At 66.4% G+C, this 13,094-nt stretch carries 11 protein-coding genes; 4 read left to right on the forward strand and 7 right to left on the reverse strand.

The window, feature by feature from the left end; genetic code table 11:
- The first annotated feature begins 11 nt into the window (after positions 1 to 11).
- The 3 genes from rlmH (at position 12) to rng (ending at position 2,708) form a co-directional block, all read left to right on the forward strand.
- Positions 12 to 479 (forward strand): 23S rRNA (pseudouridine(1915)-N(3))-methyltransferase RlmH, encoded by a 468-nt coding sequence (rlmH, locus tag ACQ4MJ_RS07165; RefSeq protein WP_431149414.1) that lies wholly within the window; start codon positions 12 to 14, stop codon positions 477 to 479.
- Between the two features lie 96 nt (positions 480 to 575).
- On the forward strand, positions 576 to 1,190 hold the full coding sequence (locus tag ACQ4MJ_RS07170; protein WP_431149413.1) for a Maf family protein: 615 nt from the start codon (positions 576 to 578) through the stop codon (positions 1,188 to 1,190).
- 30 nt (positions 1,191 to 1,220) lie between these two features.
- Entirely contained in the window at positions 1,221 to 2,708 is a 1,488-nt protein-coding gene (gene rng / locus ACQ4MJ_RS07175; protein ID WP_121420308.1) for a ribonuclease G, read from the forward strand.
- A gap of 24 nt (positions 2,709 to 2,732) precedes the next feature.
- Here the strand turns inward: rng and ACQ4MJ_RS07180 are convergent, their stop codons facing one another.
- Positions 2,733 to 3,341, reverse strand: coding sequence for a glutathione S-transferase family protein (locus ACQ4MJ_RS07180; protein ID WP_431149412.1), 609 nt, complete (start codon positions 3,339 to 3,341; stop codon positions 2,733 to 2,735).
- A gap of 95 nt (positions 3,342 to 3,436) precedes the next feature.
- Between ACQ4MJ_RS07180 and ACQ4MJ_RS07185 the strand changes: the two genes are divergently transcribed.
- Complete coding sequence (locus ACQ4MJ_RS07185) at positions 3,437 to 4,387, forward strand: helix-turn-helix transcriptional regulator (RefSeq protein ID WP_121506217.1); 951 nt, start codon at positions 3,437 to 3,439, stop codon at positions 4,385 to 4,387.
- A 187-nt stretch (positions 4,388 to 4,574) separates the two neighbouring features.
- Here the strand turns inward: ACQ4MJ_RS07185 and ACQ4MJ_RS07190 are convergent, their stop codons facing one another.
- From ACQ4MJ_RS07190 to kdpF, 6 genes are all read right to left on the reverse strand, one after another.
- Positions 4,575 to 5,285 carry a response regulator gene (locus tag ACQ4MJ_RS07190; protein WP_431149410.1) on the reverse strand — a complete coding sequence of 237 codons (711 nt, stop codon included), beginning with the start codon at positions 5,283 to 5,285 and terminating at the stop codon, positions 4,575 to 4,577.
- A gap of 21 nt (positions 5,286 to 5,306) precedes the next feature.
- Complete coding sequence (locus ACQ4MJ_RS07195) at positions 5,307 to 8,039, reverse strand: DUF4118 domain-containing protein (RefSeq protein WP_431149408.1); 2,733 nt, start codon at positions 8,037 to 8,039, stop codon at positions 5,307 to 5,309.
- 70 nt (positions 8,040 to 8,109) lie between these two features.
- A complete protein-coding gene (gene kdpC, locus ACQ4MJ_RS07200) occupies positions 8,110 to 8,724 on the reverse strand; it encodes a potassium-transporting ATPase subunit KdpC (RefSeq protein WP_431149407.1) in 615 nt (204 codons plus the stop codon).
- 52 nt (positions 8,725 to 8,776) lie between these two features.
- Positions 8,777 to 10,843, reverse strand: a complete 2,067-nt coding sequence (kdpB, locus tag ACQ4MJ_RS07205) for a potassium-transporting ATPase subunit KdpB (protein WP_431149406.1) — start codon at positions 10,841 to 10,843, stop codon at positions 8,777 to 8,779.
- A gap of 21 nt (positions 10,844 to 10,864) precedes the next feature.
- On the reverse strand, positions 10,865 to 12,658 hold the full coding sequence (gene kdpA, locus ACQ4MJ_RS07210) for a potassium-transporting ATPase subunit KdpA (protein WP_431149405.1): 1,794 nt from the start codon (positions 12,656 to 12,658) through the stop codon (positions 10,865 to 10,867).
- Complete coding sequence (kdpF, locus tag ACQ4MJ_RS07215) at positions 12,655 to 12,750, reverse strand: K(+)-transporting ATPase subunit F (RefSeq protein ID WP_010458774.1); 96 nt, start codon at positions 12,748 to 12,750, stop codon at positions 12,655 to 12,657. The genes kdpA and kdpF overlap by 4 nt, the downstream gene beginning before the upstream one ends.
- Positions 12,751 to 13,094 lie beyond the last annotated feature (344 nt).

The following is a 13,094-nucleotide window of genomic DNA, read 5'->3' on the forward strand; positions in this document are numbered from 1 at the left end:
CCTGAGTTGCCATGAAGCTGCTGATCGTGGCCGTGGGCCAGCGCGTGCCCGACTGGGCGCAGACGGCGTACGACGACTACGCCAAGCGGTTTCCGCCGGAGCTCAAGGTCGAACTCAAAGCCGTCAAGACCGAACCGCGCGGCTCCAAGACGCTGGAGACGCTCTATGCGGCCGAGCGCGAGCGCATTGAAGCGGCCATCCCCCGTGGCATGCGCGTGGTGGCGCTGGATGAGCGCGGCACCAACCTCACCACCAAGGCCCTGGCCGAGCGCCTGAAGGGCTGGCAGCTGGGTGGTGACGACGTTGCCTTGGTCATCGGCGGCCCCGACGGGCTCGACCCGGCGTTTCGCCAGGGTGCGCATGAACGCATTCGCCTGTCGGACCTTACCTTGCCCCATGCCATGGTGCGGGTGCTGCTCATCGAGCAGCTGTACCGCGCCTGGTCGGTGAATGCCGGGCACCCCTACCACCGAGAATGAGGCCTGGATCGGGGTGTGGGTGGAATACTATATTTTTTATAGCTGCTAGCGCTTGATGGGTAAGCGCTAGAGCCGATTTTTAATCAAAATCTGTTCATGCCTGACTTCATCTACCTTGCCTCCCAAAGCCCCCGTCGGCGCCAGCTGCTCGAACAACTGGGCGTACGCCACGAACTGCTGCTGCCCAATGTGGAGGGTGACGAGTCCGAGGACGCCGAAGCCATCGAGGTGGTGCTGCCCGGCGAAGCGCCTACGGCCTATGTGGAGCGCGTGACGGGCCTCAAGCTCGACGCTGCCGTGGCCCGGCGCGCCCGCCGTGGTTTGCCCGATGCGCCCATCCTGTGCTCTGACACCACCGTGGCCCTCGGCCGCACCATCTACGGCAAGCCCGACGACGCGCTCCATGCCGCGCGCATGTTGGCCGAGCTGGCGGGCCACGAGCACCGCGTGCTCACCGCCGTGGCGCTGCAGGTGGGCCCCAAGCGCCTGAGCGCGCTGTCCATATCCCGAGTGACCTTTGCAGCCATGACCACCGCGCAGATTGAGGCCTACGTGGCTACGGGTGAGCCACTGGGCAAGGCCGGGGCTTACGGTATCCAGGGCCGGGCTGCTGCATATGTGGAGCACCTGGCTGGCAGCTATTCGGGCATCATGGGGCTGCCGATGTACGAGACGGCACAGCTGCTGCGCGCGGCAGGTTTCGCCATCTAGGCGACAGCAACAACAGACAACAACAACGCCATGCAACAAGACATCCTGATCAACTGGTCGCCCCAGGAAACCCGCGTGGCCGTGGTGGAGCACGGCGCCGTGCAGGAGCTGCACATCGAGCGCACGCTGGAGCGCGGCCTGGTGGGCAATGTCTACCTGGGCAAGGTGTCGCGCGTGCTGCCGGGCATGCAGTCGGCCTTCATCGACATCGGCCTGGAGCGTGCGGCCTTCTTGCATGTGGCCGATGTGTGGCAACGCCAGCCCGATGGCGAGCCGCCCGCATTCGCCCGCAAGAACGAGCCGCAGGTGCCGATTGAAAAGCAGGTGTTCGAGGGGCAGGCGCTGATGGTGCAGGTCATCAAGGACCCCATTGGCACCAAAGGCGCACGACTGTCCACGCAGATCAGCGTGGCCGGGCGCCTGCTGGTGTTTCTGCCGCAGGACGACCATGTGGGCGTGTCGCAGAAGATTCCGCCCGCCGAGCGCGATGCGCTGCGCGCGCGGCTGCAGGCGCTGGTGGGCGATAAATCCACGGGCGGTGGCGGCGGCTTCATCCTGCGCACCAACGGCGAGGATTCGACCGATGCGGAGCTGGCCGAAGACATCGCCTACCTGCGCAAGACCTGGGCACGCATTAAGGAGGCATCGCTCAAGCTGCCTGCCATGTCGCTGCTCCATCAGGATTTGGACCTGCTGCAGCGCGTGCTGCGCGATCTGGTGGGTGACCATACGCAGACCATCCGGCTCGACTCGATGGAGCAGTTCCAGCGCCTGCGGGCGTTTGGGCAGGAGTTCATGCCAGCGGCTGCCGGCAAGCTACAGCACTACAAGGGCGAACGCCCGATTTTTGACCTGTACTCCATCGACGAAGAGGTGGCCAAAGCCCTGGGGCGCCGCGTCGATTTGAAGTCTGGCGGCTATCTCATCGTGGACCAGACCGAGGCGCTCACCACCATCGATGTGAACACCGGGGGCTACGTGGGGGCACGCAACTTCGACGACACCATCTTCAAGACCAACCTGGAGGCCGCCCAGGCCATTGCCCGCCAGCTGCGCCTGCGCAACCTGGGCGGCATCATCATCGTGGACTTCATCGACATGGTGCGGGACGACCACCAGCAGGCCGTGCTGGCGGAGTTCAAAAAGCAACTCGCCCGCGACCGCGTGAAGACCATGGCAGGTGGCTTCTCGCAGCTGGGCTTGGTGGAGATGACGCGCAAGCGCACGCGCGAATCCCTCGCCCATATGCTGTGCGAGCCCTGCGAAGCCTGCCAGGGCAAGGGCAGCGTGAAGACCGCGCGCAGCGTGTGCTACGACATCCTGCGCGAGATCCTGCGCGAAGCCCGCCAGTTCAACCCGCGCGAGTTCCGCGTGGTGGCCTCACCCCGCGTGGTGGAGCTGTTCCTGGACGAGGAAAGCCAGCACCTGGCCGGTCTCTCGGACTTCATCAAGAAGCCGATCTCGCTGCAATCCGAGAGCGCGATGGGGCAGGAGCAGTACGACATCGTGCTGCTGTAGCGCCCATCGTTCTGCGCGCCGTCTTCAAGCGTCGATCTGCATCGCCGGGCGTGCCTGCACCCGCGCCAGCCAGGCCTGCACATGCGGGTGCGAGTTGACGGGGGCGCCCAGGTACAGGCTGTAGCCCAGCACCGAGCCCACTACTAAATCCACCAGCGAATAGTCGGCACCCAGCATCCAGGGCTGCGCAGCCAGCCGCGCGTCCAGCACCGCCAGCAACTCGCTCAGTTGACGCAGGAGGGCTTCTGCTTGGGCGGCGTTGCGCCAAACCTCTTCGCCTTGGGTTGCCACATGCAGGCGTCCCACGAGCGCACCATAGGTCACATACGCCCAGGTGCACCACGACAGGGCCTGCAGCGCCTCGGGCGTGCCCGCAGCGGGCCACAGCCCGCGCTCAATGCCAAAGCGATGGCCCAGCCAGAGGTGGATGGCCAGGGCCTCGAACATGGGGGCGCCGTCCACGGTCAAGGTGGGCACCTTGCCATTGGGGTTCAGGGCCAGGTACTCCGGGCGGCGCTGCTCGCCGGTGCGGATGTCGATCTTCACGCGTTCGTGGGGCACGGCCAGCTCGGTGAGAGCGCAGGCGATGGGGGTGGCGCTGGACATGGGATGCCAGTAGAGAACGATGGACATGGAAAGCTCCTTGGGTGGCTGTGGAAGAAAAGGTGTTGCCACTGTAAAAGCCATTGCGGACAATTTCAGTCCGCAATAAAAAGTAAAGTCGCGCCATGCTCACTTCATCAACCCGCCTGCTGCGTCTGCTCTCCTTGCTGCAGACGCGCAACCACTGGATGGGGCCGGAACTGGCCGAGCGCCTGGAAGTGCACCCGCGCACCTTGCGGCGCGACATCGACCGCCTGCGCCAGCTGGGCTACCCCGTGCATGCCAGCAGCGGCGTGGCGGGCGGCTATGCATTCCGGGCCGGTCAGGCGCTGCCGCCCTTGCTGCTGGACGACGACGAAGCGCTGGCCGTGTCGATTGCCCTGCGCACTGCCACGGCCGGCGCGGTCGGCGGCATTGAAGAGCCCGCACTTCGGGCCCTGGTCAAGCTGGAGCAGGCCATGCCCGCCCGCCTGCGGCAGCAGGTGGATGCACTACGCTCCACCATCCTGCCCATGGACCGTGTCGGGCCGGTGGTGGATGCCTCGTTGCTGGCCACGCTGGCGTCGGCCTGCCGTGACCAGTTGCGCCTGGCGTTCACCTACGGCGACAGCAAGGGCCGCAGCGCCGAACGCAGCGTGGAGCCCCAGGGCCTGGCCCATACCGGCCACCGCTGGTACTTGGTGGCGTGGGACCGGGTGCGGGAGGACTGGCGCACCTTCCGTATCGACCGCATCGTGGGGGCTCCCACGGTGGGTGCCCATTTCGCGCCCCGGGTGTCGCCCGATGGAGGGGATCTGAAGGCATACGTTTCACGTTCGATTGCAGTGGCGCCCCATGCCGAACAGGCGCGCATTGTGTTGCATGCACCGTATCAAGAGATGGCCAGACGCATTCCGCAGTCGGCAGGTGTGGTGTCGGCGCTCGATGAGGGGCAGCGGTGCCAGCTGGAATGCGGCGCCAACGATTCGCTGGTGTACTGGCTGATGGCGCTCGATGTGGAGTTCGAAGTGCTTGCACCCGTTTCGTTGAAGGAGCGCTTGCGGGTGGCGGGGGAGCGGGCCTTGCGCTGCGCCTGAAGTGAAACACCCCCTGAGTCGCTTCGCGCCTTCCCCCTCTCTCACGTTGCTTCGCCATCTGTGAGGGGTACGCCCCCAGCGCGGCGGCACTGGGTTTGGGCTGCGCCAGTTTCATGCATCGCGGGCGGTGCACAACGCAACGGACAACTACGGTTTCATATTTTTGAAAGCAAATGGGTATGAGTGCTCAAGGCACGAAACGGTACCCGATGCCCGCCTCGGTCCGCAAATGCTGGGGCATCGAGGCGTTGCCCTCCACCTTCTTGCGCAGGTTAGCCATGTGCACGCGCACGTAGTGCGTGTCTTCGGCATGGCCCGGCCCCCACACGGCCTTGAGCAACTGCTGGTGGGTGATGACGCGGTCGGGCTGTGACGCCAGGTGCGTGAGCAGCTTGTACTCGATGGGCGTGAGGTGCAGGGCCTCGCTGCCATCCTCTCCCGTGCGGCGCGCCACGGTGCGGCGGGCCAGGTCTACGGTGATGTCGCCGAACTGGATGACGGGTTGCGCCTCGGCGCTGGATGCCCGCTGGCTGCGGCGTAGCTGGGCGCGCACGCGGGCCATCAGCTCGCCCGAGCCGAACGGTTTGACCAGGTAGTCGTCGGCCCCCGCATCCAGCGCTGCGATCTTGCTGGCTTCGGTGCTGCGGGCCGAGAGCACGATGACGGGCATGGCCGACCAGGTGCGCAGGTCGCGGATCAGGTCCACGCCGTCGCCATCGGGCAGGCCCAGGTCCAGCACCACCAGGTCGGGGCGGCGCGTGCCAGCTTCGATCAGGCCGCGCTGCAGGGTGGCGGCCTCGTGCACGGTGTGGCCTTCGCTCTCCAGCGTCAGGCGCACAAAGCGGCGGATGTCGGCTTCGTCTTCGACGATGAGGATGTGGGTGGGCAGGTCGGTCATGGTGGTTGCGGGGCCGTGCCGTCAAACGTCGCTGTTGGTATCGGTATCGGTGCCCAGGTCGGTGGGCGGTGTGCCGCGTGGCAGCAGCAGCGTGAAGCGTGCGCCCGCAGGTTGGCCCTGGGCGTTGAGGATGGTATCGCCCCTGATGCTGCCGCCATGCGCCTGCACGATGGCGCGGCAGATGGCCAGCCCCAGGCCCACACCGGGCGTGGCGCTTTCGCGGGCCCCACGCTCGAACTTTTCAAACAGCAGCTCCTCGCGGCCTTTGGGCAGGCCGGGGCCTTCGTCGGTGATGGTCAGGGCCACCGCATCGCTCTGGGCCTGCGCCCCGATGTGGATGGCCGTGCCGGCGGGCGTGTACTTGGCGGCGTTTTCCAGCAGATTGACCAGCACGCGCTCCATCAGCACGGCGTCGATCTGCAGCAGTGGCAGGTCGTCGGGCAGGTGCACGTCCACACGGTGGGCGCCCATGACGGGGGCGCTGGCAGCCAGCGCACTGCCCACCACTTCTTCCAGCGGCTGCCAGGCCTTGTTGAGCTGCACGGCCCCAGCCTCCAGGCGGGCCATGTCCAGCAGGTTGTTGACCAGCGCGCTCATGCGCTGGGCCGATTGCTGGATGGCGCCGGTCAGCTCCTGCTGGTGGGCGGGCAGGGGCGGCTGCACCATCGCCAGTGATTCGGCCAGGCCCACCAGTGAGGCCAGCGGCGTGCGCAAGTCGTGCGAGATGGCAGAGAGCAGCGAGTTGCGTAGCCGCTCGGACTCGATCTGCACCGTGCTTTTTTGCGCCACATCAATGTAGTGGATGCGCTCCAGCGAGATGGCCAGCAGCGAGGCACAGGTCTGCAGCAGGCGACGCGGTTCCACCCCTGGCACCTGGCCCTGGGGCATGGCCACCACCAGCACGCCGCGGATGCGCATGGGCGCCTTGAGCGGCAGCACCAGCGTGGGGCTGGAGTGCAAGGTGTCCGTACCCCGGCCAGCAGGCTCACCGCGCTCAAACGCCCATTGCGCCACGGCCATGTCCACCGGCGCGCTGCCACCGGGCAGTATCTGAAGGCGGTTGCCGTCGTCAGCCACCACCAAAGTGCTGCCTGCGTTGAACTCGCCGGTCATGAACCGCGCGCCGATTTCGGCCACTTGCTCGGGCAGCAGCGCGGCAGACAGGTCGCGCGCCATGTCGTACAGGCTGCGCACGCGGTGTTCGCGCTCGGTGGCGGACTCTGCCTGCACCTTGAGCCCGGCGGTGAGCTGGCCCACTACCAGGGCCACCACCAGCATCACGGCGAAGGTGACGAGGTACTGCGCGTCACTGACCGCAAACGTGAAGCGCGGCGGTACAAAGAAAAGGTCGAAAAACGCCACACCCAGAATGGCGGCCATCACGGCAGGGCCGCGTCCAAACCGCAAGGCCACGCCCACCACCACCAGCAAAAACAGCATGACGATGTTGGTCAGCTCCAGCACATCGGCCAGCGGCGTGGCCACCACGGCGGCAATGCAGCAGGCCAGGGCCGCCGCCAGGTAGCCAGGCCAGAAGGCAGTGCCCTTGTTCGTGGTTTCAGGCGATGCATTGGAGGTGGGGGGGCGCGCCAGGCCTGCGCGGGCGGGCAGCGTGCCCACCTGCAGCAGGTCGAGGTCGCTGGCCAGATGCCCCACCTGGTCGGCCAGCGTGGTCTGCCAGGGCCAGCGGCGTGCGCTGCGGCCCATGACCACGCGCACCAGGTTGTGCTCGCGCGCATAGCGCACCAGGGCCTGCGCAGGCTGGGCGGCAGGCAGTACCGTGCAGGCCACGGCCCCCAGCTGTTGCGCAAGTTTCAAGGTGCGTTCCACCTGCGGATGCAGCGTGGCCGACCGGCCTTGCTGCTCGGGCGTCTCGACATGCACGGCGTGCCAGGGCAGGTCGAGCTGCGCGGCCAGGCGGGCGCAGCTGCGCACCACCTTTTCGGCGTTGTCGCCCGTGCCCACGCAGGCCAGCAGGGCCTCGCGGTTGGGCCACACGGCTTCGGCAGTGGTGGTGCTGGCGCGGCGGTAGGCGCGCATTTCATCGTCCACCCGGTCGGCGGTGCGGCGCAGGGCCAGCTCGCGCAGAGCCAGCAGGTTGCCTTTGCGAAAGAAGTTGGCGGCGGCGCGCTCGGCCTGCTGGGGCAGGTAGACCTTGCCGGCCTTCAGGCGCTCGAGCAGCTCGTCGGGCGGCAGGTCTACCACCACCACTTCGTCGGCCGCGTCAAAAAACTGGTCGGGCACCGTCTCCCACACGCGGATGCCGGTGATACCGCTCACGATGTCGTTCAGGCTCTCCAGGTGCTGCACGTTCATGGTGGACCACACGTCGATGCCTGCGGCCAGCAGTTCTTCGGCGTCTTGCCAGCGCTTGGGGTGGCGCGAGCCTTGCACGTTGCTGTGGGCCAGCTCATCGAGCAGTACCAGGCCCTCGGGGTGCTCTGCGCCCCAAGCCAGGGCGGCGTCCAGGTCAAACTCGGGCAGGGTGCGGTCTTTGTAGGGCAGGGCGCGCAGTGGCAGGCGCGGCAGGTGCGTGGTCAGCGCCTCGGTGTCGGCCCGGCCGTGCGTCTCAACCACGCCGATGGTGACGGGCAGGCCCTGCGCTTGTGCGGCCCTTGCCGCCGACAGCATGGCGAAGGTCTTGCCCACGCCCGCGCAGGCGCCGAAGAACACCTTGAGCCGCCCGCGCTGCTGCTGGGCCTGCTCTTGCTGGATGCGCTGAAGCAGCGCGTCGGGGTCGGGGCGATCCTGCATGGGCACAGTGTACTCGTCAATTTTGAATCAAATTGGCCTCTGGCGCTTGTCCGTCAAGCATAAGCAGCTATTATTTTGGTAGCGATTCGAGTGCGAGGTTCAAAGCCAGCACGTTCACACGCGGCTCGCCCAGCACACCCAGCCAGGGGCTTTCGGTGTGCTGCTGCACCAGGGCCTGCACCTGCGCCAGCGGCAGGCCACGGGCCTTTGCCACGCGGGCTGCCTGGTAGTCGGCAGCGGCGGGGCTGATCTGCGGGTCCAGCCCGCTGGCCGATGCGGTGACCAGGTCCACGGGCATGGGGCGGGTGTTGCCGGGGTCCGCAGCACGCAGGGCCTCGATGCGGGCCTTCACGGCATCTGTCAGCGCCGGGTTGGTGGGGCCCAGGTTGGAGCCGCCCGATGCCGATGCGTTGTAGGGCATGGGCGCCGTGGCTGAAGGGCGGCCCCAGAAGTGGCCGGGTTCGGTGTACGACTGGCCGATGAGCTCGGAGCCTACAGTCTTGCCACCCTGGGTGATCAGGCTGCCATTGGCCTGGTGGGGGAACGCGGTCTGCGCCACGCTGGTGACGAGCAGCGGGTAGAGCAGGCCGGTGACGATGGAAAGCGCGATAAACAGCGTGAGTGCAGGGCGAAGCAGGCCGCCTGGGCTGGCGGGCGCGTCGTCGCGGGGGATACGGATAGGCATACGATTTTCCTTGTCAGTGATTGGGGGGCGGTGTCTTTGGTTGGGGCACGGCTCAGGTCAGACCTGCGGCGGCCAACACCATGTCAATCAGCTTGATGCCAATAAACGGCACCACCATGCCCCCCAGCCCATAAATCGCGAGGTTGCGGCGCAGCAGCGCGGCGGCACCCACGGCGCGGTAGGCCACGCCCTTCAGGGCCAGTGGGATGAGGAAGATGATGATCAGCGCGTTGAACACCACGGCGGACAGAATGGCCGACGAAGGGCTGGCCAGGTGCATGAAATTCAGCGCCGACAGCTGCGGGTAGGTGGTGACAAACGCCGCTGGGATGATGGCGAAGTACTTGGCGATGTCGTTGGCGATGCTGAAGGTGGTGAGCGAGCCGCGCGTCATCAGCATCTGCTTGCCGGTCTCCACAATCTCGATGAGCTTGGTGGGGTTGCTGTCCAGGTCCACCATGTTTCCGGCCTCCTTGGCGGCTTGCGTGCCCGTGTTCATGGCCACAGCCACGTCGGCCTGGGCGAGGGCGGGGGCGTCGTTGGTGCCGTCGCCCGTCATGGCCACCAGCTGCCCGGCCGATTGGTAGCTGCGGATGAGCTGCAGTTTCGCTTCGGGCGTGGCCTCGGCCAGGAAGTCGTCCACGCCTGCCTCGGCAGCAATCGCGGCGGCAGTGAGGCGGTTGTCGCCGGTCACCATCACGGTCTTGATGCCCATGTGGCGCAGCTCGGCAAAGCGCTCCTTGATGCCGCCCTTGACCACGTCTTTGAGCTCCACCACGCCCAGCACGTGGGCACCATCGGCCACCACCAGGGGCGTGCTGCCACGGCGGGATACGTCGTCCACCGCCGTCTGCACGGCGGTAGGAAAGCGTCCGCCCAGTGCCTCCACATGCTTGCGGATGGCGTCTGCTGCACCTTTGCGCAACAGGCGCGGGCCGGGCAGGTCCACCCCGCTCATGCGGGTCTGGGCGGTGAAGTGCACGAACTGGGCGCCCATGGCCTCGATGTCGCGCTCGCGCAGGTTGAACTTCTGCTTGACCAGTACGACGATGCTGCGGCCTTCGGGCGTTTCGTCGGCCAGCGATGCCAATTGGGCGGCGTCGGCCAGGGCGGCATCCGTGACACCCGGGGCCGAGATGAACTGGCTGGCCTGGCGGTTGCCCAGGGTAATGGTGCCGGTCTTGTCCAGCAGCAGCACGTCCACGTCGCCTGCAGCCTCCACCGCGCGGCCTGAGGTGGCGATCACATTGGCCTGCATCATGCGGCTCATGCCTGCCACGCCAATGGCACTGAGCAGGCCTGCGATGGTGGTGGGAATCAGGCACACCAGCAGGGCCACCAGCACCACCAGGCTCACAGGCTCGCCCGCACCGCTGGCCTGCACGCTGAACAGCGAGAACGGCAGCAGCGTGACCACCACACCCAGGAACACGATGGTCAGCGCCACCAGCAGAATGGTCAGCGCGATCTCGTTGGGTGTCTTGTGGCGCTTGGCGTTCTCCACCATGGCGATCATGCGGTCAACAAAGGTCTCGCCGGGGTTCACGGCCACGCGCACCACGATCCAGTCGGACAGCACGCGGGTGCCGCCAGTCACGGCCGAGAAGTCTCCGCCCGATTCGCGGATCACCGGGGCGGATTCGCCGGTGATGGCGCTCTCGTCCACCGAGGCCACACCATCGATCACCTCGCCATCGGCAGGGATGGTGTCACCCGCCTCCACCAGCACCACATCGCCCTTGCGCAGGTTGGCTGCCTCCAAGGGCAGCCAGGTCATGGCGGTGCGTGGGGTGTTGCGGTCAAACTGGCCGTCCAGCTTTTTCGCCCAGGTCTGCTTTTTCAGGCCGCGCAGCGAAGCCGCCTGGGCCTTGCTGCGGCCCTCGGCCATGGCCTCGGCAAAGTTGGCGAACAGCACGGTGAACCACAGCCACAGCGCCACGGCAGCGGTGAAGCCCTCAGGTTTGCTGGCGGCCAGCGCGGTGGTGAATGCGCTGCCCACGTACACCACAAACATCACGGGGTTGCGCCATTGCACGCGCGGGTCCAGCTTCTTGAAAGCCTCCAGCAGCGCGGGGCGCACCAGGGCGGGGTCGAACAGGGTCAATGTTTTGCGAGTCATCACAATCTCTCAGCTATCTTCTTAACGTGGCCAGAGCATCAAATGCTCGACCACCGGTCCCAGCGCCAGGGCGGGTACATAGTTCAGCAAACCCACCAGCAGCACCACACCAGCCAGCAGCGCCACAAACAGCGGGCCGTGGGTGGGCAGGGTGCCGTCGGTGGCGGTGGCGCGCTTCTTGGCGGCCAGGGCACCGGCCATGGCCAACACGGGCACGATCACGCCAAACCGCCCCAGCCACATGGCCACGGCCAGCAGCGTGTTGTAGAACGGGGTGTTGGCCGACAGGCCTGCAAAGGCGCTGCCGTTGTTGTTGGCGGCGGAAGACAGCGCATACAGCACCTCGCTGAACCCATGCGCGCCCGGGTTGGCCAGGCCAGCGCGGCCTGCTTCGCTCATCACCGCCACGGCAGTGCCCAGCAGCACCAGCAGCGGGGTGATGAGGATCGCGATGGACACAAGCTTCATCTCGTGCGCCTCGATCTTCTTGCCCAGGTATTCGGGCGTGCGGCCAATCATCAGCCCGGCAATGAACACGGCCATGATGGCGAACACCAGCATGCCGTACAGGCCCGAGCCCACGCCGCCAAATACCACCTCGCCCATCTGCATGAGCACCATGGGCACCATGCCGCCCAGGGGGGTGAAGCTGTCGTGCATCGCAATCACCGCGCCGCAGCTCGCGGCTGTGGTGATCACTGCGAACAGGGCCGAGGCGGCGATGCCAAACCGCGTTTCCTTGCCTTCCATGTTGCCGCCCGGCTGCAGCGCGCTGGCGGCTTGGTCCACGCCCAGCGAGGCCAGAAGCGGGTTGCCCTGCTGCTCAAACGTGGTGGCTGCCGCCACTGCGACCAGGAATAGGAGGCTCATCGTTGCCAGAATCGTCCAGCCCTGGCGCTCATCGCCCACCATGCGGCCAAACACCAGGCACAGCGCGGCGGGGATGAGGAAGATCGCCAGCATCTGCAGCAGGTTGCTGGCGGCCGATGGGTTCTCGAACGGGTGGGCCGAGTTGGCGTTGAAGAAGCCACCGCCGTTGGTGCCCAGCATCTTGATGGCGAGCTGTGAGGCCACGGGGCCCATGGCCAGCGTCTGGGTGGTTTGTGTGGCGGGCTCGGTGACCGGGGCGCCTTGTGCGTCGAGCACGGGATGGCCTGCGCTATCGAGCTTGGGGGCGTCGTAGTGGACGGGCTCCAGCGTCTGTGCCTCGGTATAGGGTGACAGGTTCTGGATCACGCCCTGGCCTGCAAACACTACGGCCAGCACCAGCGACAGAGGGAGCAGCACCCAAAGCGTGGCACGGGTCAGGTCGGCCCATACGTTGCCGATGGATTGTGCAGAGTGCCTTGAAAAACCACGCACCAGTGCAATGACCACCACAAGACCTGTGGCGGCAGACAGAAAGTTCTGCACCGTCAGCGCCAGCATCTGCGTGAGGTAGCTCATGGTGCTCTCGCCACCATAGCCTTGCCAGTTGGTGTTGGTGACAAAGCTGATGGCCGTGTTGAAGGCCGAGTCCGGCGACACGGCAGCCATGCCTTGCGGGTTGAGGGGCAACACCGCCTGCCAGCGTTGCAGCGCATACACGGCCAGCACGCCCAGGCCGTTGAACACCAGCAGGCCCAGCGCGTAGCGCAGCCAGCCAGTTTCTTCGTCGGGCCGCACGCCAGCCAGTTTGAACAGCGGCCCCTCCAGCCGCCGCCCCAGGGCAAAGCGGCCTGCCATGACGGCGTCAATCCAGCGCGCCAGCGGCCAAGCCAGCGCCAGCAGCAGTGCCATAAACACTGCCAATTGCAGCCAGGCACCGGTGCTCATGAAAAGTCCTCCGGCCGCAGCAGCACAGCGACCAGGTACACCAACAGGGCAGCAGCCAGCACGGCCGCCAGAATCATCCAGCCGCTGGTCATGACCGCCCCCCTTGCGCTTGCTGTTGCAGCCGCGCGCAACCCTGGGCCAGCCCATAGACAGCCAGCCAGAGCAGGCCTGCTGCCGCCAAAAATATCCAGTCCATAGCGTCCTCCTTGAGACATGGACCGATGCTAGGAATGGCCGCATCAAGATGGGCGCAAGAGTGCGGGGTGGGGTATCAAGATCGCATCAAGATGCGCGGGAGCGCGGCCGGACTATCAAACAGGTGTGTGGTGGTGTGCTATCCAGTTGATAGCTGTTGGCGCTTTATCTTCCTGCGCTAGAGGCTGTTTTTGCTCTGATTCACCTTTGCGCGGGGCACGGGCTGGCTGGTGGTGGTGCA

The organism is Acidovorax facilis (assembly GCF_050626955.1).
GTDB lineage: Bacteria > Pseudomonadota > Gammaproteobacteria > Burkholderiales > Burkholderiaceae_C > Acidovorax > Acidovorax facilis.

Coding starts and splice junctions, on each gene's coding strand:
- ACQ4MJ_RS07190 (WP_431149410.1), bottom strand. CDS start 5,285: ATGACCGACCTGCCCACCCACATCCTCATCGTCGAAGACGAAGCCGAC.
- kdpB (WP_431149406.1), bottom strand. CDS start 10,843: ATGACTCGCAAAACATTGACCCTGTTCGACCCCGCCCTGGTGCGCCCC.
- rlmH (WP_431149414.1), top strand. CDS start 12: ATGAAGCTGCTGATCGTGGCCGTGGGCCAGCGCGTGCCCGACTGGGCG.
- ACQ4MJ_RS07180 (WP_431149412.1), bottom strand. CDS start 3,341: ATGTCCATCGTTCTCTACTGGCATCCCATGTCCAGCGCCACCCCCATC.
- ACQ4MJ_RS07195 (WP_431149408.1), bottom strand. CDS start 8,039: ATGCAGGATCGCCCCGACCCCGACGCGCTGCTTCAGCGCATCCAGCAA.
- ACQ4MJ_RS07185 (WP_121506217.1), top strand. CDS start 3,437: ATGCTCACTTCATCAACCCGCCTGCTGCGTCTGCTCTCCTTGCTGCAG.
- kdpC (WP_431149407.1), bottom strand. CDS start 8,724: ATGCCTATCCGTATCCCCCGCGACGACGCGCCCGCCAGCCCAGGCGGC.
- rng (WP_121420308.1), top strand. CDS start 1,221: ATGCAACAAGACATCCTGATCAACTGGTCGCCCCAGGAAACCCGCGTG.
- kdpF (WP_010458774.1), bottom strand. CDS start 12,750: ATGACCAGCGGCTGGATGATTCTGGCGGCCGTGCTGGCTGCTGCCCTG.
- kdpA (WP_431149405.1), bottom strand. CDS start 12,658: ATGAGCACCGGTGCCTGGCTGCAATTGGCAGTGTTTATGGCACTGCTG.
- ACQ4MJ_RS07170 (WP_431149413.1), top strand. CDS start 576: ATGCCTGACTTCATCTACCTTGCCTCCCAAAGCCCCCGTCGGCGCCAG.